This window comes from Paenibacillus sp. Pae15 (genome assembly GCF_024519685.1).
Taxonomy (GTDB): domain Bacteria; phylum Bacillota; class Bacilli; order Paenibacillales; family NBRC-103111; genus Paenibacillus_G; species Paenibacillus_G naphthalenovorans.
On the sequence record NZ_JALJRM010000027.1, the window covers coordinates 20761 to 40892 of the forward strand.

The 20132-nt window shown below is 50.0% G+C and carries 19 protein-coding genes and 4 pseudogenes; 19 read left to right on the forward strand and 4 right to left on the reverse strand.

Annotated features, from left to right (window positions below; genetic code table 11):
• Positions 1–9 precede the first annotated feature (9 nt).
• The 12 genes and pseudogenes from NR121_RS19400 to NR121_RS19450 all read left to right on the forward strand — a co-directional run.
• Positions 10–2067: a hydantoinase B/oxoprolinase family protein gene (locus tag NR121_RS19400; protein ID WP_054818572.1), complete on the forward strand. Its 2058-nt coding sequence runs from the start codon at positions 10–12 to the stop codon at positions 2065–2067.
• A gap of 18 nt (positions 2068–2085) precedes the next feature.
• Positions 2086–2994, forward strand: a complete 909-nt coding sequence (locus NR121_RS19405) for a uroporphyrinogen decarboxylase/cobalamine-independent methonine synthase family protein (RefSeq protein ID WP_256831805.1) — start codon at positions 2086–2088, stop codon at positions 2992–2994.
• Positions 2995–3012: 18 nt separating this feature from the next.
• Positions 3013–4344, forward strand: a complete 1332-nt coding sequence (locus tag NR121_RS19410; protein WP_062408327.1) for a phenylacetate--CoA ligase family protein — start codon at positions 3013–3015, stop codon at positions 4342–4344.
• Positions 4263–4538, forward strand: a complete 276-nt coding sequence (locus NR121_RS25385; RefSeq protein ID WP_306274588.1) for an SDR family oxidoreductase — start codon at positions 4263–4265, stop codon at positions 4536–4538. The genes NR121_RS19410 and NR121_RS25385 overlap by 82 nt, the downstream gene beginning before the upstream one ends.
• The gene (locus NR121_RS19415; protein WP_171006020.1) at positions 4532–5713 is read left to right on the forward strand and encodes an acetyl-CoA C-acetyltransferase; all 1182 of its coding nucleotides are present in this window, start codon (positions 4532–4534) and stop codon (positions 5711–5713) included. Before NR121_RS25385 ends, NR121_RS19415 begins: the two co-directional genes overlap by 7 nt.
• A gap of 468 nt (positions 5714–6181) precedes the next feature.
• Positions 6182–7498, forward strand: a pseudogene (locus tag NR121_RS19420) (threonine--tRNA ligase).
• Positions 7485–7676, forward strand: a complete 192-nt coding sequence (locus NR121_RS19425; RefSeq protein WP_256831806.1) for a hypothetical protein — start codon at positions 7485–7487, stop codon at positions 7674–7676. The pseudogene NR121_RS19420 and the gene NR121_RS19425 overlap by 14 nt, the downstream one beginning before the upstream one ends.
• Positions 7651–8343, forward strand: coding sequence for a response regulator transcription factor (locus tag NR121_RS19430; protein ID WP_054818576.1), 693 nt, complete (start codon positions 7651–7653; stop codon positions 8341–8343). The genes NR121_RS19425 and NR121_RS19430 overlap by 26 nt, the downstream gene beginning before the upstream one ends.
• Positions 8340–9422, forward strand: a complete 1083-nt coding sequence (locus NR121_RS19435; protein WP_256831807.1) for a sensor histidine kinase — start codon at positions 8340–8342, stop codon at positions 9420–9422. The genes NR121_RS19430 and NR121_RS19435 overlap by 4 nt, the downstream gene beginning before the upstream one ends.
• A 130-nt stretch (positions 9423–9552) precedes the next feature.
• Entirely contained in the window at positions 9553–10869 is a 1317-nt protein-coding gene (locus NR121_RS19440) for a cell wall-binding repeat-containing protein (RefSeq protein WP_256831808.1), read from the forward strand.
• Positions 10870–11057: 188 nt separating this feature from the next.
• Positions 11058–11194 (forward strand): annotated as a pseudogene (locus tag NR121_RS19445) (IS110 family transposase); the annotation flags it as partial.
• A gap of 113 nt (positions 11195–11307) precedes the next feature.
• Positions 11308–11633: pseudogene (locus NR121_RS19450) on the forward strand (transposase); the annotation flags it as partial.
• A 150-nt stretch (positions 11634–11783) separates the two neighbouring features.
• Here the strand turns inward: NR121_RS19450 and NR121_RS19455 are convergent.
• On the reverse strand, positions 11784–11927 hold the full coding sequence (locus NR121_RS19455) for a cysteine hydrolase family protein (protein ID WP_256831809.1): 144 nt from the start codon (positions 11925–11927) through the stop codon (positions 11784–11786).
• A 263-nt stretch (positions 11928–12190) separates the two neighbouring features.
• Between NR121_RS19455 and NR121_RS19460 the strand changes: the two genes are divergently transcribed.
• The 4 genes from NR121_RS19460 (at position 12191) to arsC (ending at position 14935) form a co-directional block, all read left to right on the forward strand.
• Positions 12191–12523, forward strand: a complete 333-nt coding sequence (locus NR121_RS19460) for a copper amine oxidase N-terminal domain-containing protein (protein ID WP_375162531.1) — start codon at positions 12191–12193, stop codon at positions 12521–12523.
• 317 nt (positions 12524–12840) lie between these two features.
• A complete protein-coding gene (locus NR121_RS19465; RefSeq protein ID WP_137671079.1) occupies positions 12841–13155 on the forward strand; it encodes an ArsR/SmtB family transcription factor in 315 nt (104 codons plus the stop codon).
• A gap of 11 nt (positions 13156–13166) precedes the next feature.
• Positions 13167–14477, forward strand: a complete 1311-nt coding sequence (locus NR121_RS19470; protein ID WP_062408333.1) for an arsenic transporter — start codon at positions 13167–13169, stop codon at positions 14475–14477.
• 32 nt (positions 14478–14509) lie between these two features.
• The gene (gene arsC / locus NR121_RS19475) at positions 14510–14935 is read left to right on the forward strand and encodes an arsenate reductase (thioredoxin) (RefSeq protein ID WP_256831812.1); all 426 of its coding nucleotides are present in this window, start codon (positions 14510–14512) and stop codon (positions 14933–14935) included.
• Positions 14936–15166: 231 nt separating this feature from the next.
• On the opposite strand, the gene NR121_RS19480 is transcribed toward arsC, so the two are convergent.
• Positions 15167–15784 carry an RraA family protein gene (locus NR121_RS19480; RefSeq protein WP_054818580.1) on the reverse strand — a complete coding sequence of 206 codons (618 nt, stop codon included), beginning with the start codon at positions 15782–15784 and terminating at the stop codon, positions 15167–15169.
• A gap of 625 nt (positions 15785–16409) precedes the next feature.
• On the opposite strand from NR121_RS19480, the pseudogene NR121_RS19490 reads away from it, so the two are divergent.
• From NR121_RS19490 to prpF, 3 genes and pseudogenes are all read left to right on the forward strand, one after another.
• Positions 16410–16808 (forward strand): annotated as a pseudogene (locus tag NR121_RS19490) (aconitase family protein); the annotation flags it as partial.
• 74 nt (positions 16809–16882) lie between these two features.
• Complete coding sequence (locus NR121_RS19495) at positions 16883–17077, forward strand: hypothetical protein (RefSeq protein ID WP_054818582.1); 195 nt, start codon at positions 16883–16885, stop codon at positions 17075–17077.
• A gap of 22 nt (positions 17078–17099) precedes the next feature.
• Complete coding sequence (gene prpF / locus NR121_RS19500; RefSeq protein WP_062408336.1) at positions 17100–18269, forward strand: 2-methylaconitate cis-trans isomerase PrpF; 1170 nt, start codon at positions 17100–17102, stop codon at positions 18267–18269.
• Positions 18270–18362: 93 nt separating this feature from the next.
• Here prpF and NR121_RS19505 read toward each other — a convergent pair whose 3' ends face one another.
• Together NR121_RS19505 and NR121_RS19510 are read right to left on the reverse strand one after the other, a co-directional pair.
• Positions 18363–19433, reverse strand: a complete 1071-nt coding sequence (locus NR121_RS19505; RefSeq protein WP_054818583.1) for a sensor histidine kinase — start codon at positions 19431–19433, stop codon at positions 18363–18365.
• Positions 19430–20122 (reverse strand): response regulator transcription factor, encoded by a 693-nt coding sequence (locus NR121_RS19510; protein WP_054818584.1) that lies wholly within the window; start codon positions 20120–20122, stop codon positions 19430–19432. Before NR121_RS19510 ends, NR121_RS19505 begins: the two co-directional genes overlap by 4 nt.
• Between the last annotated feature and the right edge of the window lie 10 nt (positions 20123–20132).

Here is a 20132-nt window from a genome sequence, read left to right on the forward strand (position 1 = left end):
CAAGTCGATATGCCAATGCCTACACCGGAACAGAAACTGACCATGATTAAAATGGAGCCAGCTACGCCCGAAGAAATTGCGGCGATGGAGACACTCTCTCCAGGGGATTACGAAATCGGCTATCAGCGGACGAACGATATCGTAGATGAAGCGTTAGAGGTATTCCAGCGTTCCTCGCGTTCGAACATGGGGGTGTCCGGCGACGTTATGCTAGCGATCTTTACCGCGAACGGAGATTTGGTCAACTCCGCGGCGGGCACTTATCTTCACGCCATCATTCAGCCGATTATTATCAAATACATCATTAAGAATTACAGTAAAAACCCGGGTATCAACGACGGCGACGTCTGGTTTGCAAACGACGCGCTCTATGGCGGTATCCATAACCCGGACATGGTCTGCATCACGCCTGTGTTCCACAACGGCAAGCTGATCGCTTGGACCGGAGCGGCGAGCCATATGACCGAGACCGGAGCGATTGAGCCGGGGGGAATGCCTGTATCCGCAACCTCGAGGTTCGAAGAAGGGCTTGGTCTCCCGCCTGTGAAGATCGGAGAGAATCACGAGCTTCGGGAGGACTGGATTGAAGTGTTCACGGCATACGGCATTCGCGCGCCGCAGATGATGGTGACAGATTTGAAGGCGCGGGCGACGTCTGCGGACCGGGTACGAACGCGCCTGATCGAGCTTGCGGACCGTGAAGGCACTGAATTCGTCGTTGGCCTGCTGAGAAAAATGCTTGAGGTGGCTAAGGAAGGCGCGACAAAACGTTTGGCATCCTGGCCGGACGGCAAATTCCGCTGCGTTACGTTCTCCGACGCGGTAGGGGTAAAGCACGGCTTAATCCGCAATGCGTCACTGACGCTTGAGAAGAAAGGCGACAAACTGATCTACGATTTCACGGGGACGTCGCCGGAAAACTATTCAAGCTATCATGCTCATGTGCAGGCTGTTGTCGGTCACGTGGCCAACTACATTTATTCCTACGTGTTCTATGATTTGCCGATCTCGAGCGCCACGTTTGAGCCGATCGAGTTTCGCATTCCGAAAGGAACCATTCTGAATCCGGATCCGAAGGCGGCGACCTCCAATGCGGTCATGATCTGTACGGGCGTCATGTCCGCCAGCGCGAATGCGTTCGCCAAGATGATGTTCTGCACGCAGGATGCCGACAAGGTTGTAGCCTCGTCCTCTAATGCCGGCAACGCGATGGTGATCGCCGGCTTGTCACAATGGGGCTTGCCGTTCGCGGACATGATTGCCTACTCGATCAACACGGAGGGCCAGGGCGGTCGCCCCGCGCTCAAAGGGATGAATGCGTTCGGGTTCCCGTGGTGCCCTTTCGGCCGCGCTCCGAACGTAGAGCTCATGGAGAACGAATTCCCGCTGCTCATTCCGCTCTCGCAGCACTGGAAAGATTCTTGCGGCCATGGCAAAAACCGCGGTGGCGTCGGCACCGCTCAGATGTGGGTTGCGCACCAAGTCCCGCAAGTATTCTTTATGGCAATTGCCGACAACTCGAAGGTACAGACGCCGCAAGGTTTGTTCGGCGGGTATGCGCCTTGCACGGTACCGGGCATCGGCATCCGTAATGCGGATGTCGTGCAGAAGATGAAGGAAGGAACGAGTCATCGTCTGGAAGTGAAAGAAACACTGACGGAGCGTTGGATTGAAGGCAGCTGGGAGATTGAGTTCTTCGGCCGATCCGCTCGCCCCTATAACGAAGGCGACGTGATGGCATACGGCTTCTCCGCAGGCGGCGCCGGCTACGGAGATCCGCTTGAAGCCGATCCGGAATCGGTCGGAGAAGACGTCATCAACCAAATTATCACGAATGAAACAGCCGCCGAAATGTATAAGGTCATCTTTGATGAAAGGGCGCATAAGGTCGACGTGGAAGCGACCAACCGTCTCCGGAACGAGGAGAGAGCCGCTCGCCGAGGCCGCGGCAAACCGTACTCTGCATTCATTAAGGAATGGGAAAAGTTAAAGCCTGCGGAAGAAATCTTGCACTCTTTCGGCTCCTGGCCGGAAGGTCAATCGACCGACATGATGATGAGAATGTAAGAAGGAGGCACTTGACTCATGTCCTCTCCTAAAGAATTGTTGAATACCGTATTGACGGGCGGACGGGCGGGGCGGAAGCTCCTCGCCCCGCTCGTCTGCGCTGCGGCCGGCGAAATGGCGGGTCTCTCGCCCAGGGAATTTTTGAGCAATTCGACCAAGATGGCTAATACGCTGCGCGATTTGCAGCGGGCGCTGGGGCTGGACGTGGTCGTTGTGGAATCGGGATCGAACATCGAGTGGGAAGCGTTCGGGGCGCAACTGGATTGGTCGGTATATCCGCCTCGTCCGAACTCCTATCCGTTCAAGGGCGATCCCGCCCTCGCTTCTGGGGGGCGGATGCCTGTGCTGGTAGAGACGGTCAAGCGGTTGAAGCAGATGCTCGGGGACAAAGCGGCGGTGGCCGTGGCACTTCAAGGGCCGCGGCGGATTTCGGACGCCGGGGGTGTCGCGCTGGACAAGGCTGCAGATGCTGTGCTTCGCATGGCTCGCGTGGTGTGCGAAAGCGGCGCAGATTTGATTTGGCTGGCAGAGGCTGGCGAGCACCCTCCGCAGGATACCGACGAATACCTCGCTGTAACGGCGCCGATCTGGGGGACGATTCGATTTTATCAATCCATTCCCGCGCTGCATCTGGCCGGTTCCGCCGATCTTTGGCTCGATACGGTGCTTGATGCGGACAGGGGCGTCATCCCTTGCATCGACCCGATCCGTTCTCCGAAGCTCTCGGATGCGCTGAAATCCGTGGGCACGTACGGGGCCATAGTAGGTAACGATCCGTTAACACCGGATAAGGCGGCTGCGCTGCGCGCATTTGCCCTGGAACCTGGTTGCCAGCTCTTTACAAGTGAATCGGATTGGTTCGGGCGAGTAACGGCACGTGAATTTCAAAGCCGCATCGACCAATGGAAAATGCTGATTAATCCATAATCAAGGAGGTGTGATCCGATGGATCGGATCTATTGGGCCCCAGATCTGGAAACAAGCGTACCGGGTTCGCTTCATTCACTGGAGGAGAGCAGATTGCGCCAGCAGCTTTCTTGGGTGTTGAAACATTCGCCGATGTACCAAGAGAAGTTCAAGGGAATCGATGCAGAAACGTTCAAGCTTTCCGATCTTGCTAAGCTTCCCGTTACGACGAAACAAGAGGTTCGAATGAGTCAGGAATTGTATCCTCCGCTTGGCGGTCATGCGTGCGTCGACTGGAAACAAATCGGACGCATTCACGCGAGCTCGGGCACTACAGGGAAGCCTACGCTTGTTGGAGCGTCGGCGCGAGACCGGGAGATGTGGCGGGATCTGGTCGCCCGCTGCATGTGGGCGATGGGCTGCCGGCCCGAGCACCGGGCTTGGGTGCCGTTGACGTTCGGTTGGTGGATCGCAGGCTTAAGCTTTTATGAAGGCTTGCAGCATCTCGGGGCGGCGGTGCTTCCGAGCGGAAACAACGAACCGGCGCGAACGCTGAGCGTGCTGCAAATCACAGGCGCCGACTTCGCGATCTCCACCCCTTCGTTTATTACTTATTTGGCTCGGCTTGCCCAAGATGAGCTCGGCCTGGATCCTCGATCCATAGGGCTCAAGAACATTGGTTTGGGCGGGGAGCCGGGTGCCGGCTTGCCCGACGTCCGACGCCAAATTCAAGAAACGTGGGGCGCGAAAGTATACGACTGCATGGGAACGGCAGACTTTTGTACTGTCATTTGGAGCGAATGTGAATGCCAAGACGGCATGCATTTCTTCGGTCAAGGCTATATCATTCCGGAGCTGCTCGATCCGCTCACTGGAGAGGTGATCGAGGCGAAAAAGGGTGTAGTCGGTGAACTGCTGTATACAGCTATTCATCGTGAGTGTACTCCGTTGATCCGGTTTAAGATTGGAGATCTTGTGGAAGTGGTGGGCGACGGAACGTGTGATTGCGGTAGAACAGGCATACGGATTAGCTGCGTAGGCCGGGCGGACGACATGCTGATTGTACAAGGTGTAAATGTATATCCGTCCGCGGTAGCGGATGTCGTTTCTTCCTTCAGGCCGAGGACCACTGGGGAAATACGGATATTTGCGGACGGAGCAGGCCCGAACGTACAGCCTCCTGTACGAATTCAGGTAGAGTACGAACCCGATGCGGGAGAATTGGAAGCATTAAAACTCGACATAGAGCTCGCGATCCGCCAGAAGCTAGTGTTCCGAGCCCATATCGAATGGGTGGAAAAAGGTGCATTGGCTGCGCAGGGCGGGATGAAACGGAAGCTTGTCGAGCGCCCAAAAGTTTCTTCGCAATAACAGCTTCGCAAGTGATTAAGAAGGTCGCGACACCGAACGATCTCGTTGGTTCGGCCTTCTTCCTCACAAGCAACGATGCAGCTTTTATTACTGGACAAAATTATGCTGTTGATGGCGGAGTGGCGAAATACGCGAAACGCATTCCCTGCGTACTGCAGGGGAAATTCCATATCGGAGGAGGAAAGGCATGGTGAACCGCGAGGTGTATTTGATAGACGGGGCGCGCACCGCCTTCGGGGATTTTGGAGGCTCCTTTAAGGATGTCTCTGCTATAGAACTTGCAGTGGAAAGCGCTAAGAAAGCGATGGAAAGGGCGAATGTGGCTCCTGAAGAGATCGACCAGGTCGTCCTCGGGAACGTCATTCAATCGAGTACGGATGCGATTTATATGGGCCGGCACGCTGGATTAAAATCGGGCGTGCCCAAGCACGTGCCGGGCCTGACAGTAAATCGCCTATGCGGCTCGGGCTTGCAGGCGATCGTGAATGCGGCGCAATCGATCATGCTTGGTGAATCCGACTTGGCATTAGCCGGCGGAGCGGAAAATATGAGTCAGGTGCCGCATGTTGTTCGAGGCGCCCGGTGGGGCATTCCGCTGGGGAAATCAACGATGGAGGATTATCTGTGGGAGGCGCTTTACGATCCTTATGGCGATTGCACGATGGCGATGACAGCAGAAAATCTTGCCGTCAAATATGGATTCACCAGAGAAGAAGTTGACGCCTTTGCCCTCCGCAGTCAGGAGAGAGCGTTAACGGCCATCGAGAAGGGTGTTTTTGCGGAGGAAATTGTACCGGTTATCATAAAATCTCGTAAAGGCGATACGGTGGTGAATCAGGATGAGCATCCACGGAAAACGACCATGGAGGCGCTGGCAAAGCTGCCTGCTCGTTTTACGAAGGACGGGGTCGTCACAGCCGGCAACGCAAGCGGTATCAACGATGGTGCAGCCATGACGGTCATCGCATCGGAGGATGGCATCAAAAGAAGCAACCTGAAACCCATCGCTCGATTAGTTTCATGGGGGATTGTCGGCGTAGAGCCGAAAATCATGGGCATTGGCCCGGTAGAAGCGATTCGGCAAGCACTTAAGCGTGCAGGCATGTCTATACAGTCTCTGGATCTGATCGAAATCAATGAAGCCTTTGCCGCTCAATACTTATCGTGCCAGAAGGAGCTTGACTTCGATCCGGAACTCGGCAACGTGAACGGAGGGGCCATCGCGTTAGGGCATCCGCTTGGGGCAAGCGGTGCGAGAATTACATTGTCACTTGTGTACGAGCTGCGGCGCAGAAACAAGAAATTTGGCGTATCATCCCTTTGTATTGGCGGGGGGCAAGGCATCGCGGCAATTTGGGAGCGAGTATGAGGCGGACCGTGTAGAGGAGGGCACGATAAATCCAGTAGAGAGAAACGTATGTTCTAACAAATCCTTGTCATCCGATGGATCAGCATGAAAGTGAGCTGCTCCTGTTATTATTCTTGCAAATGAATCGTGTTGGCTTGACATGATAAACTCGAAGCGATATTATATGTGAAAAATAAAAGCTGTAATCAAGGGCAAGAATCTTAACGAGATCCGACCAGAGAGAGAGGTCATCGGCTGAAAGCCTCTTCGGTGATCCTAAGGATTTACCACCTTGTAGCTGCGATATGGAAATCAGGGTTAACATCCTTGAGAGTAAACTTCGCCGGGTATTCCCGTTATAGAAACGAATGAGGACTCGCTTCTTTGCGAGTCAAATTAGGGTGGAACCACGAGCGCACTCATCCCTTTCGGACAAGTGCGCTTTTTTGCGTTCAAAATAAAGATAAAATGGATGACGGAGGGTTTCTAATGGCAATAAAAGTGACACTACCCGATGGGGCCATTCGGGAATACGAACGCGGCACAACTATTGAGCAAGTGGCGGAGTCCATCAGTGCAAGATTGAAGAAAGAAGCCGTGGCAGGAAAAATCAATGGCAAGCTGGTCGATGTAAACCAGCCGATTGAAGAGGATGGTCTGGTCGAAATCATTACACTGGACAGCAAGGATGAGCTGGAGGTCTATCGCCACAGTACGGCGCATTTTGATGGCGCAAGCCATGAAGCGCATATACGGGGATAAGGCCGTCAAGCTCGGAATAGGCCCCGTTATCGCAGACGGGATTTACTACGACATCGACATTGAGAAGCCGCTTGCAGTGATTATCATATATACACAGGGAGAGTTTTCAGACCTTTGTCGCGGACCGCATCTGCCCTCCACCGGCCGGATCAAAGCACTCAAACTGATGAATGTTGCCGGAGCTTATGGGCGCGGTGACTCAAAGAATAAAATGCTTCAGCGTATTTACGGGACTTCATTCTCGAAAAAGGGGCAGCTCGATGAGCATTTGAAACTTCTTGAAGAAGCCAAAAAGCGCGATCACCGGAAGCTGGGCAAAGCACTCGGATTGTTTATGTTATCCGAAGAAGCGCCGGGTATGCCATTCTTACTTGTCAAAAGGGATGGTCATCCGGACCGAGCTTGAAAACTTCCTGCGCAATATGCAGTAAAAACGGGATTATGAAGAAGTGCGCACACCGTTTATCATGAAACAAAGGCTGTAGGAGAAGTCAGGCCACTGGGATCATTACCGTGAAAATATGTACTTTACCGAGGTTGACGAAACAAAATTCGCGCTCAAACCGATGAATTGTCCGGGGCACACTGGATTTTCAGATGCCGGAGAAATTTGACCTGTCGTACATCGGCGAAGACAACAGGAAATACCGGCCAGTCGTGATTCATCGTGCCGTATATGGTTCCATTGACCGGTTCATTGGCATTTTAACGGAACACTACAGCGGCGCATTTCCGCTTTGGCTTGCGCCGGTTCAGGTGAAGCTGCTGCCGGTGTCGGCTCCATTCCTCGACTATGCTTTTCAAGTGAAGGCAGCGCTCCGGAACGCTGGTATACGGGTCGAGGTCGACGGGAGTAACGAAAAATTGGGCTACAAAATCCGCGAGGCTCAGTTGGAGAAAATTCCTTATATGCTGATACTCGGTGAAAACGAGGCAACCTCCGGCACAGCAGCCGTCAGAAAACGCGGGGAAGGGGATCTCGGGACAAAAAGCGTGCAAGAGATCGCTGAGCAGATCTGCAAAGAAATTCGTGAAAAAAAGTGACGGCTGGCGTGCTTTTTCACACGAAAATAGGATGAGCAGGGAACAAGGTTATTATCAAAATATAAGCGAATGGAAAGAATTGTTGGAAGCCTACATCATTTCTTCACAAGTCAGTGGTAAAGTAATCAAAGAAACGTGTTTGGAGGATGGTCATGAAAACGATTTTGGTGGTGGATGACGAGGAGAAAATTCGCGATGTCATGGTGTCCTATCTTAACAAGGAAGGGTTTAAAACATTAGAAGCGGCAACCGGAAAAGAGGCGTTGTATACTCTGCAAAACCTGCCGGTCGATCTCGTCATACTCGATCTCATGCTGCCGGATATGGAGGGGGAGCTTGTATGCCAAACCATACGTCAAAACCATTCCGTTCCAATTCTCATGCTTACTGCCAAAGTGTCGGAAAACAATCGAATCAAAGGCTTGTCCATTGGCGCCGATGATTATGTGACCAAGCCTTTCGATCCGCGCGAGGTCGTGGCCAGGGTCCGGGCGATCCTGCGCCGAACGGATGACCGTCATTTGCTTGCTGACCGCATAGCCTTCAACAATGGCCATTTGGTGATCGATTCGCTGAAACGAATCGTCCTTCGCAATGGAGAACCGGTGAATTTAACGCCGAACGAATACTCGCTGCTCCTTGCTTTGGCCAAATATCCGCAGCGGCATTTTTCACGTGAGGAATTGGCAGATAAAGTGCTCGGTTATGAATTCGAAGGCGATATTCGGACCATTGACCAGCATGTTAAAAATATACGCCACAAAATCGAACCGGATCCGAAAAAACCCCGATATATCGTTACAGTTTATGGTTACGGTTATCGCTTTTCAGGTGGTGCCCGATGAATAAGCGATTGCACACCCGTCTGGCGATGCTGATCATTGCAATAGCGACGGGCATTTTATTGATTTCGACGGTCAGCATTATTGGGGGAACCCATTATCATATTTCCATGTATCAGGCACAGGCTGCAGGCGCGTATCATGATTTTCCGCAGCTGGGTTATCACTTGGAACAGGCGCTCATTCAATCGATCTTGTGGACGTTTGCCGGTTCCATCGTCCTTTCGGTTCTGATCGGTTTTTATACAGCGAAACGTATTTCGGCCCCCCTTGTCGACATGAAACGGGTCGCGGAACGGATGTCGGACGGCCAGCTGGACGCCAGGGTGAAACTCGACGGCAAGGACGAGCTTGCGGAATTGGGCAGTTCGCTAAACAAACTGGCCGAGCAATTGCACAAACAAGAGCAACTTCGGGTCACCATGACCGAAGACATCGCGCATGAACTTCGAACGCCGCTCGCCACTTTAAAAAGCCATATGCGGGCGTTTGAAGACGGCGTTTGGGAACCGACTCCGGAACGCATCCATTCCTGCTACGAAGAGATTGAACGGTTGACGGACATGGTAGCAGAACTGGAAGACCTGACCCATATGGAATCTCCGGCATTTCATTTGGAGCGAAAAGAAGAGCCTCTGGTTTCCATGATTGCCAAAGGGGTGGACTTGGTTTCCGCCGCTTATCTTGAAAAAAAAATTAAGCTTTCGTTTAGCTGCAGTCCGGACATCCGGATTGTTGCGGACCGCAAACGCATGATTCAGGTGTTGGTCAATCTGCTTGGCAATGCCCTCAAATACACTCCGGAGAGCGGGGAAGTGCGAATTGAAGCTGTAGAGGAGGAACAATACGTGCTTATTGCCGTTCAGGATTCGGGCAGCGGTATTGCGCGGGAGGATTTGCCGTATATTTTCGAGCGGTTTTACCGGGGGGACAAGTCGCGAAACCGGAAAACCGGCGGCAGCGGTTTGGGGTTAACCATCGTAAAGAAGCTGGTTAACGCTCACGGGGGACAGATTTGGGCGGAAAGCAGTCAGGGGACCACGTTTTATATCCGAATTCCTAAAGTAAGCCGTTCTTTTTAACCGGCAAATCATCATTCTTCACAAGATCTTCAAAAGCGGTGGTTATTCTTATTGCAGCGGATTGGTTTGGACATTAGCGGGCACAATCTCGCAAAATGAAAAACCGTAAAGACAGGAAGGAGGCTGTGTAATGAAAAAAACAATGAAAGTCGGAATTGTTTCCGTGGTTACGGCCTTGGCCTTAACGGGATGCTTCCATGCTACGGATTCTTCCCCGCAGCACGAGGGGTATAACATGGGGAATGCGGAGCAGCAGGCCGGTTCCGGACAAAGTCAACCGGTCTTGGCGGTTAACATGCCGTGGGTGGGATCGAAAAACACAACACGCATCAATACGAGTGATCCCGCGGAGGCGGCCGTGCTGGTTTCGCGAACGTTGTGGATGGCTACCGGCGACGAGAACAGACCGGGCGGTGTCGTGCTCGCGAATCCGGACGATTGGCAAACGGCGCTTGTCAGTGCGAATCTGATTCATCATCCGAATAACGGCCCAGTGCTTTTCGTGGATAAAGACGGGATTCCCGAAGTCACCTTGAACGAGTTGAAGCGGTTAAAGCCTGCAGGTGTGCCCATGAACAACGGTGTCCAGGTCATTCTGGTCGGTGATCTCGATCCAAAGGTAGAGGAACAGGTGAAGGAGCTTGGGCTGAAAACGGACAAGATTGCAGGCGGAAATCATGCGGCGGTGGCCAAAGCGGTTGATGCCTATTATGCGAATGTCACTAAAGAGAATCCTCCTTCAGTGATCGTGGGTTCGAAGGATAGCCAGGAATATACCATGCCTGCCGTAAACTGGATCGCCCATATGCCGGAACCGCTGCTTTATGTCACAAAAGACGAAATTCCGCAGGAAACCGTCGATGCTTTAAAGACGCGGGGAGGCAAAGCAAACATCTATATCCTTGGACCGGAATCGGTGGTATCGGCCAGTGTGGAAACCCAATTGGGGCAATTCGGAAGGGTCGTCCGGATCGCCGGGAAAGATCCTTACGAAAATGCCGTTGCCTTCGCGAAATACAAAGATCTCGTTACGGATTTTGGGTGGGGAATAACAACACCGGGACACAACTTCTCTTTCGTGAGCAAGGATTCCCCGGCTTTGGCCCTGGCTGCCGCACCGTTCTCCCATTTGGGCAAACATGCGCCGATGCTTTGGACGGATAAGGACAGCATGCCGGAGGCCGTCATGTCCTATGTCATGTCGATTCAGCCGAAGTATAAGAGGACTCCTGCGGAAGGACCTTACAATCATGCCTGGTTAACAGGGGGCGAAGACGTGCTGAGCGCCGCGGCACAAGGGGAAATAGATGCCATGCTGGAGATCGTCTCCGAATCCGGAGCAGGCCATGGAGGACATGGCAGCGGCAATGCCCATGCGGGAACGCAGCCTGATACGGGTGGAGGAAACGGACACGATATGGGCAGCATGCCTGGAATGAAGCATTGAATAAAAGCAGCTTGAAACGGCGAAAATACGCAATCGATAAGAAAACATAACGCCTTTTACATGCTATGATATAAGGAGCCATTCCTGTAATGAATGAATTCGAGGTTTGAATGAAAAAAGCGCCTCCTGTATGCAGGGTCTCGGAATGATGCACATTCACTGCCCTACATTGAAGGAGGACGCTCTACATGAAGAAGTATAAGCAATCCAAAAAGCAGAATCAACGCATTCTACAAATTACCGAATCGACCCTTGTGGTCGGAGCCGAATTGCCAAGAAAACGCATGTCGCCCGAGCCGTCGATTACCGCGGAATCGAGCTCGGAGTCTTAGCGAAATCCAATGCGGAGTTTGTGAACAGAACGAACGTATTGTTGCCGAATTAGGCAAGGAAATCGCAACCCCCGATGAAGCAAGAAAGATTTTGAAATTAACCAATCTTGAAGGAATCGATACCTTTACGGGATTGCATCATCGTTTGGATACGGATCTCCGGTTTCGTTATCAGTGTGGTCTTCCGCTGGATCGGGAAGCTCCCTCCATATCCACATTAAGCCGAGTTTTCGCGGAACTGACGAAAAAGGGCTTGGCAAAACAGCTTTTTGAGGATTTGGTCACACGCTGTCAACAGGAAGACATCCTGGATGGCAGTAACGTCGCCATTGACAAGCGCCGCTCTCCGTGCTTACGAGAAAAAGCAACCCAAACGCAAAAGCGCGCAAACGGGCAATTGCAAACTGGGGCGCAAAATTTGATTCCTTCGGTAAAATTAGAATAATAAAGGACTGCCCGTTATTCAACTAACGAAAGTCCGCATGTTAAATAAAGGAGTGGAACCCCGAGGCCGATCAGGGTTATTTTTATGCCCGGGAATGGGCGGGAAGGAGTGACTGATCTGGGACTGCGATGTTTATATTAAGTGGATTCGAGGGAAGGCTTCATATTTTTCAGTACCTTGTCGGCGTTCACGACGTCGGCGTATCTCGCATTTAAGTCCAATAGGGTGATGTTCTGGATTGTCTGATTGCGGTCACCTACCGCCTCCTTTGGAATGACCACCTTGTATCCCCTTTTAGGCGGGCAATTAGGAATAGGATCTTATGAAGATAGCAACGTACCTGTTAAGTTAAAGGTCTACATAAAATAATAAAGATCGCGGCACACGGTACAGGTTTCCGCTCTATGGCGCTTCGAGAAGACGGGACTTTATTTTCTTGGGGCAGAGGCTATACGGGAGATGGAACGCAATGGTATAGGACAGAACCAGTTTGGATTAAAAGTAATGAGAATGAAGATTTTGTAGACAACTAATTAGCGTTAAAATTGATGAAAAGGTACTCGAGTTCGAACAACTACCTATATTGGTTGATGGAACAACCTTGGTTCCGATGCGCAAAATTTTTGAATCTTTGGGTGCCGAAATAGAATGGCATGCCGAAACTTCTACAGTAACTGCACATAAAGGGCAAACCACCATACAATTAACGATAGATAGTGATTCTGCAATCATTAATGGTGAATTAACAAAGTTAGATGCTCCACCAATAATAAAAATTGGCGTGACCCTTGTGCCAGTTCGCTTTATCAGTGAATCACTAGGGACAAAAGTTGAGTGGAAGGAAACTACAAAGACGGTGCAAATTACAAGCAACTAAATCATGGGCTTTTATTTTATCGGAACAAATTCTTGTTACAATTCAACGTCAAGAATCTGTTCCGATTCCTGATTTAGGCCAAGAATGTAGTCCGCTGAAGTTCAGTTAATGGTAAGGGGGATTTAAACTCATTGCTGATTCGGTAGGGGGTAAATGATAAACTTCTTTACAATCTTTTTAAAATATAATCAATTGATTATATAATTGAATTATTATATATTTATTTTATCATTCATTTGATGTTGACTGTGAGGTGGCTATAACGGTTGAAGTCTTAAAAGACCAAAAGATTTATAGTGATTTATTGGAGGTTCTCTATGGAACAAATAAATGAAATGTCGGAAAGCTTTAAAATGCTCGGAGACAAAACACGGTTAACGATCATGGCTTTATTGAAAGAGCGGCCGCTTTGTGTATGCGACATCGTTGATTTGTTGGAAACGTCTCAACCGAATGCAAGCCAGCATTTGCGCAAACTAAAATCAGCCGGGCTTGTCAACGAAACACGTAAAGGCCAATGGGTTTATTACGCATTAAATATTGATGATAAACCATATATTCAGACAATTTTAGAATATATCCCGTCATTAAAACTAAAGATCGATCAGAAGAAAAACGACTGTTGCGAATAAGTGGGGGACACATGGCGATCATCGCATTTCTCATTTTTTTATTTACCTTGACGTTGGTCATCTGGCAGCCGCGGGGACTGAATATCGGCTGGTCGGCGAGTGCCGGAGCTATTCTCGCTTTATTGTTCGGGGTGGTCAGCTTTACGGACGTGGGCACCGTAACCGGTATCGTATGGAATGCAACATTGGCCTTTGTGGCTATCATTTTAATCTCGCTGATTCTTGATGAAATTGGTTTTTTCGAGTGGGCAGCCTTACATATGGCACGGCTAGCACGCGGAAACGGACTCCTCATGTTTGTTTTTATCATTCTGTTGGGATCGGCGGTCGCTGCCTTGTTTGCCAATGACGGTGCAGCCCTGATTATCACGCCGATTGTGCTTGCAATGGTTCGGGCATTGAAATTTGATGAAAGGATGATTTTGCCGTTTATTATGGCCAGCGGTTTTATTGCCGATACAGCATCTTTGCCGCTTGTCGTCAGTAACTTAGTCAATATCGTATCCGCGGATTATTTCAACATCGGTTTTGCCGAATACGCCAGCCGTATGATCGTTCCGAATTTCTTTTCTATCATCGCAAGCCTCGTTGCGCTCTATCTGTATTTCCATAAAAGCATCCCGGTAAACTATAATCTGACCTCATTGAGAAGACCGGAGAAAGCCATTAAAGATCCGCGGCTATTTAAACTATCTTGGGTCATTTTAGCCGCACTGCTCGTCGCTTATTTCGTCAGCGAATTTTTCTCGCTCCCTGTATCCTTGATTGCAGGCATCGCTGCGATTGCGTTTTTGTTTGCTGCGAGAAAAAGCCCTGCAATCCATACATGGAAACTGGTGAAGAATGCTCCTTGGGCAGTTGTGGTCTTCTCCGTCGGTATGTATGTAGTCGTATATGGCCTTCGAAATGCCGGACTTACCGATGCGCTCGGCAGTGTCATTCAAACGGTCTCAGACCAAGGACTTTTTGCGGCTACCGTAGGTACGGGCTTTATTGCCGCAATCCTGTCCTCCATTATGAACAACATGCCAACAGTCATGATTAACGCGCTGGCGATCCAGGGCACTCAAACCGGCGGATTTATTCGTGAGGCGCTCATCTATGCGAATGTGATCGGTTCGGATTTAGGTCCGAAAATCACACCGATCGGCTCATTGGCTACGCTGCTTTGGCTGCATGTGCTTTCTACGAAAAACGTAAAAATTAGTTGGGGTTATTATTTTAAAATCGGCATTCTGCTAACAGTACCTACATTGTTCATTACGCTTACCGGTCTTTATATATGGCTGTATGTTCTGCAGCATCTGCAGATGAATGCATGAATAGTTCAATTTAAAAGGGAGATTGTTCCATCATGGAGAAAAAACCGTTAGTTTACTTTTTGTGTACCGGCAATTCCTGCAGAAGCCAGATGGCGGATGGCTTTTTAAAAGCATTAGGTGGTGATAAATACGAAGTAAAAAGCGCAGGGCTTGAAGCGCATGGGGTAAATCCTCGGGCAGTACAAGTAATGAAGGAAGCCGGTGTGGATATTAGTCACAATACCTCGGACGTGATCGATCCCGATATTTTGAATCGGGCCGACTATGTCATTACCTTGTGCGGCCACGCCGATGAGCATTGCCCCGTAATCTCCAACAAGAACGTTACAAAATGGCACTGGGGGTTTGATGATCCGGCAAAAGCTATTGGAACGGAAGATGAAATAATGAGCCAATTCCGTACTGTTCGCGATTCCATTAAAAGCCGGATTGAGCGGTTCGTCAAAGAAGGGGAATGAGCCGAATTCGAATGGAGGATATGGAGGTGGAAGGGGAACTTGATACGATAATCATTGGAGGCGGATAGGCGGCAAAGCTATATTGTTTCCGCCGTTACATAACCTGAGCGGATCGTGCAGGGAATCGGGCGAATGAGGGAATGAAGCCCAACATTTTACGGTAGAGGATAGAGACAAAAGTAAAAGCTGATTTCCGCATAGGAGATCAGCTTTTCTCTTTGCCCATAAGTCTTACTTGGAGAGTATTGAATCAAGATGCTTTCTTATTGCTTCCTGATCCCCGGAAACAAGCTCTTCTCGCTCTTGATCCATTTTCAACTTATCCAAAGCTTTATGGAGAATCGTTGTTTCTATGTCCTTAGGGACAACGACAACCCCGTCCACATCCCCGACAATGATATCACCGGGTTGGATCGAAACTCCGCCGCAAGAGATAGGTACGTTAATTTCCCCTCCTCCCGCTTTGCCGCTCGCAGCAACCGTGGTCCCTTTGCAAAAGACCGGATAATTCAGTTCCCTGATCCCATGAATATCGCGGATGACTCCGTCAACAACGAAACCTTTTATTCCTAAGGTTTGTGCCATGCCCACGACAAAGTCGCCGGCCACTGCACGGTACGTATCTCCTTTAGCATCGATGACAAGAATATCATCGGGTTTAGCCTCGGATATTGCCCGAAGTACAGCGTGATTGTCTCCAACAGGCATTTTAACTGTAAAAGCTCTGCCCGCAACTCTATACTGCTCCTTTAAAGGTTTAATGCCGGGATCCAGGTTATTCATTCCTTGCAAAGCATCGGATATACAAGTGGTCGGAATTTCTTGAAACAAGCTCACAATATCCTTCATCTATGTTCCTCCGTTCTTAACATGAGTAGCTGCCTATTAACATTTAATCATAGAAGTATAATGAATTAAAAATACTAATTTTGCATGGTTAGACATAACCAACTTGCATATCTGATTTTCGTTCAGCTATATATAGTATGTTATTTATAGATTGGAAGAGGGGCTAAGACATTGGAGGAACAAGATTGGCTCATATTGCGGGTGCTTTACAAGCATAAAAATATCACAAGAACCGCTGAGGAATTATTCATTTCTCAACCTTCCATCACGAAACGCTAAGGATGCGGAGATCAATAAAGTAGACATCACAGACAAAGAGGGAAACCGCATCATAAGACAAACCTGGATGTTTTACTATAATGAAGCGCTGGAAATGAATACTGTCGAAAGCGTTTGTTCATTTCGTTAAAGAAACCGATTTGCAAGAGTAAAGAAAGAAGTCAAATGAGACAATTGCAGTCTGTCTTGTTTGGTTCTTTTTTTATTTTTAGATATTCCCAATGGGTATCGCCGGTCATAAGGAATTGATATTTTCTTTTAGTTCTGGGTCCGGCCTATAATAATCTCAAGTTCGTTACAACAGGATAGGAGAGGGGGAGACCATGAGAACACCTCAAGATATCTTCAACAAGTTCATTATTACCGGCTTCAAACTTTGGAGGAAGCTGGTATAGGCTAAGTATCCAGACTTCCGTACTCGATTAAAATTTTATTGGAGTCAGTATTGCGTCAGTATGACGGAAAAACGATCACGCAGGAGCACATTGAGAATTTAGCGAAATGGGGCACAAAGGATGCGAAAGAAAATGTAGAAGTACCTTTTAAGCCGGCTCGTATGGTCCTTCAGGATTATACCGTCGTTCCTGTTGTCGTGGACTTGGCTTCTTTACGAACCGCCATGGCGAACATGGGCGGAGACCCGAAGCAGATTAATCCGGAGATTCCGGTTGATTTGGTGATTGACCACGCTGAGCAGGTGGATAAGTTTGGGACGCCAGATGCATTAAAGTATAATGTAACGTTATAAATTCATTAAATTTCTAAGTTTAATTCAAAACCGCGATAGACAACAGGCTTGCTGATTATGCCCGGAGTCGATTGCTCGGAGACATCAAGCCGCGGCAGCTTGTTAAAGTAACGGCAGCGGACGAGGATGGAACGCAAAAAACGTTTGAAGCAGCGGTAAGATTCGATAGTGAAGTCGAGATTGATTACTATCGCCACGGTGGAGTGTTGCAGATGGTGCTGCGAAATAAACTGGCGTTGAGTCAAAAAGAAGAGAGGCAAAGATAAAGGAAATGGAGGTACAACGGTCATGAGTAAATGGGGAAGACAAATCAAAATACCGGCAATATATATGCGTGGCGGAACAAGCAAGGGGGTGTTTTTCGTACCGGATGATTTACCGGCCGATCCAACTGAGCGTGATGGAGTATTATTACGTATTATAGGTAGTCCGGATCCGTATGGTCAGCAGATTGATGGTATGGGCGGGGCTACATCGAGTACGAGCAAGGTCGTCATTATCAGTAAAAGTAATCGGCCGGGATGTGATGTAGATTATTTATTCGGACAGGTTGCCATCGGACAACCGTTGGTGGACTGGAGCGGGAACTGTGGAAATCTTACTGCGGCTGTAGGGCCTTTTGCCATACATAGAGGCCTGGTAGACACTCCGCGGGATGGAGTGGCTGCAATAAATATCTGGCAAGCAAATATCGGCAAGAAGATTATTGCTCATGTCCCGATGAAGGATGGAGAGGTGCAAGAGTTGGGTGATTTCGAGCTGGATGGTGTCACTTTCCCCGCAGCGGAAATTAAATTGGAATTTCTAGATCCGGGTGCGGGCGATGGGGATGAGGAGGGAGGAGCCATGTTCCCTACAGGAAATCCAATAGATGTACTTCCGGTACCAGGTGTGGGAGAGGTGGAGGTCACCTTAATGAATGCCGGAAACCCTGCTATCTTTGTCTCGGCATCATCCTTGGGATTAACGGGAACGGAGCTGCAGCAGGATATCAACGGTAATGCGGAGCTTCTTGCCCGCTTTGAAGCGATTCGGGCTCATGGAGCTGTGGCCATGGGTCTGGCCGATAACGTCGAATATGTCATGACGAAGCGTCAGCACACGCCGAAAATCGCATTTTTCGGAGAACCGGCGAGCTACACGGCGTCCGACGGAAAAGAAGTGCGAGCGGAGGGGATTGATATTTTGGCACGCATTCTTTCCATGGGTAAACTTCATCATGCCATGACCGGTACGGGTGCTGTTGCGATCGCCGCTGCAGCTGCAATTCCGGGAACGATTGTCAGTAAGATTTTAGGTGACACCAAGTCAGCACTTTGTTTTGGTCACCCCTCCGGTACCTTAACGGCAGGTGCTGATGCCGCACAAGAGGAAACAGGCTGGATCGTGAAAAAAGTGGTCATGAGCCGCAGTGCTCGAAGACTCATGGAGGGATCCGTGCTGATCCCTTCTAAATAGTAAAATTGCTGGGACGATGAACGATAAGCGAAGGATACCGAATATTTGCTGGCAGCCTTCGCTTGCTTCCTTGGTTATTTGGAGCCGGTCTTCCTATCGGTTAGCGACAGGAATCCAGCCTGAGAGGATGGCTCCTCCCTCCGGGTGGTTGCTTGCAGCAAGCTCGCCTCCATGCCGGCGGATGATTCGCTGGGATATGGTCAGCCCCAATCCGGCTCCTCCCGTCGCACGATTTCTCGATTGCTCTCCCCGATAAAGAGGCTCAAAGATACGTTTGAGCTCATCCTGCGCAAAGCCCGGCCCTGAATCTTGGATCGTGAACGCTGCCCGATCTCCCTGCTGGCGGCACTGAACGAGAATGCGGCCATGAGCAGGCGTGTGCCGCACGGCATTATCCAATAAATTGCTCAACGCGCGCTCCATTAAGTGCGAATCTGCTCGAATCAAACAATCATCCGGCGCATAATGGGCGACGATCGAGATGTGCTTCTTCTGCGCTTGCGGCTCCAGGCTGTCAATCGATTTCTGAACAATTTCGTTAAAACCTGCTGTGTTCTTGCTTAACTCCGTTTCCAGGTACTCCAACTTCGTAAAGGTGAAAAGATCCTCGACCAACCGGTCCAATTGCGCCGATTTCTCCTTGCAAACATCCACATACTTTGCGATTTGTTCCGGTGTTTGCGCAATGCCTTGCTCAACCCCGTCCAAATAACCGCGCAAGGCAAATAACGGTGTCCGCAAGTCATGTGCGACAGCAGCGATAACGAATCTCCGTTCCTCCTCCAGCTCCGCTTGCTTCCGGTGCGAGCTTAGCAGACCGTTCACCATGACTTCGAATCCCTCTCGAACCTCGGCAATCTCTCTGATGGTCGATGGGGGCAGCTGAACGTCCCAATCGCCTTCGGCAATTTGCCGAGCTGCCTGGCTCATTTTCTCAAGGGGCATAAGAAGGAGCCTTCGCATGCGAATGCCTACAATAAAGAAAGCGAGCAGAAGCCCTGCAAACGCAGCCACAATGGGAACCGCATAGGAATCCGGCCGGCCCGCTCCAATATGCAGCGATTGGGTCGTGATGAAGTGAGCTGCCACAAAGAAAACCCATGGCAGCAGCAGAAGGAGCACCAAACTGAACAAGGCATAGGTACGAATACGAAGCTTCCTCATGTTATACGCCCCTCGAAGCGATAACCAACGCCCCATACGTTGGTTAAATATTGCGGCTGATCCGGATCCAGCTCGATCTTCTCGCGAAGACGACTCAGATGGACGCGAATCGTATGCTTATCGCCGATGCCATCCCAGAATTTCGCGAGCAATTGATCATAGGTAAACACCTGTCTCGGATGCTCCGCAAACAATCGCAGCAGCTCATATTCCTTCGGCGTGAGCGAGACTCTCCTTCTATCGACGAACACTTCTCTAGTAGACAAATCGAGCTTAAGACGGCCATAATCCAACACCTTGGCCGCACTTGCTTGCTGGTTGCCGGCGCGTCGCAGAACAGCCTTTACGCGGGCAACGATTTCGCCGGGTGAAGCGGTTTTGACGATATAGTCATCGCCGCCAAGTGTCAACCCGCGAATCTTGTCTACATCATCGCTGCGGGCACTCAAGAACAGGATCGGAACAGGGCTTTCCGTCCGAACGCGCCGGCAGAAATCAAATCCGTTTTGTCCCGGCATCATAACGTCCAGGATGATGCAATGAACCGTGTTCTGTTGAAACGCTGTCCATGCTTGCGCCGCGTCATTAGCCATTACGACCTGAAAATGATCATTCTCCAAAAAGTCTCTCAATAGTTCAACGATGCTCCGGTCATCGTCCACGACCAAGATCGTAGGTCTTTCATTCATATCGATCCCG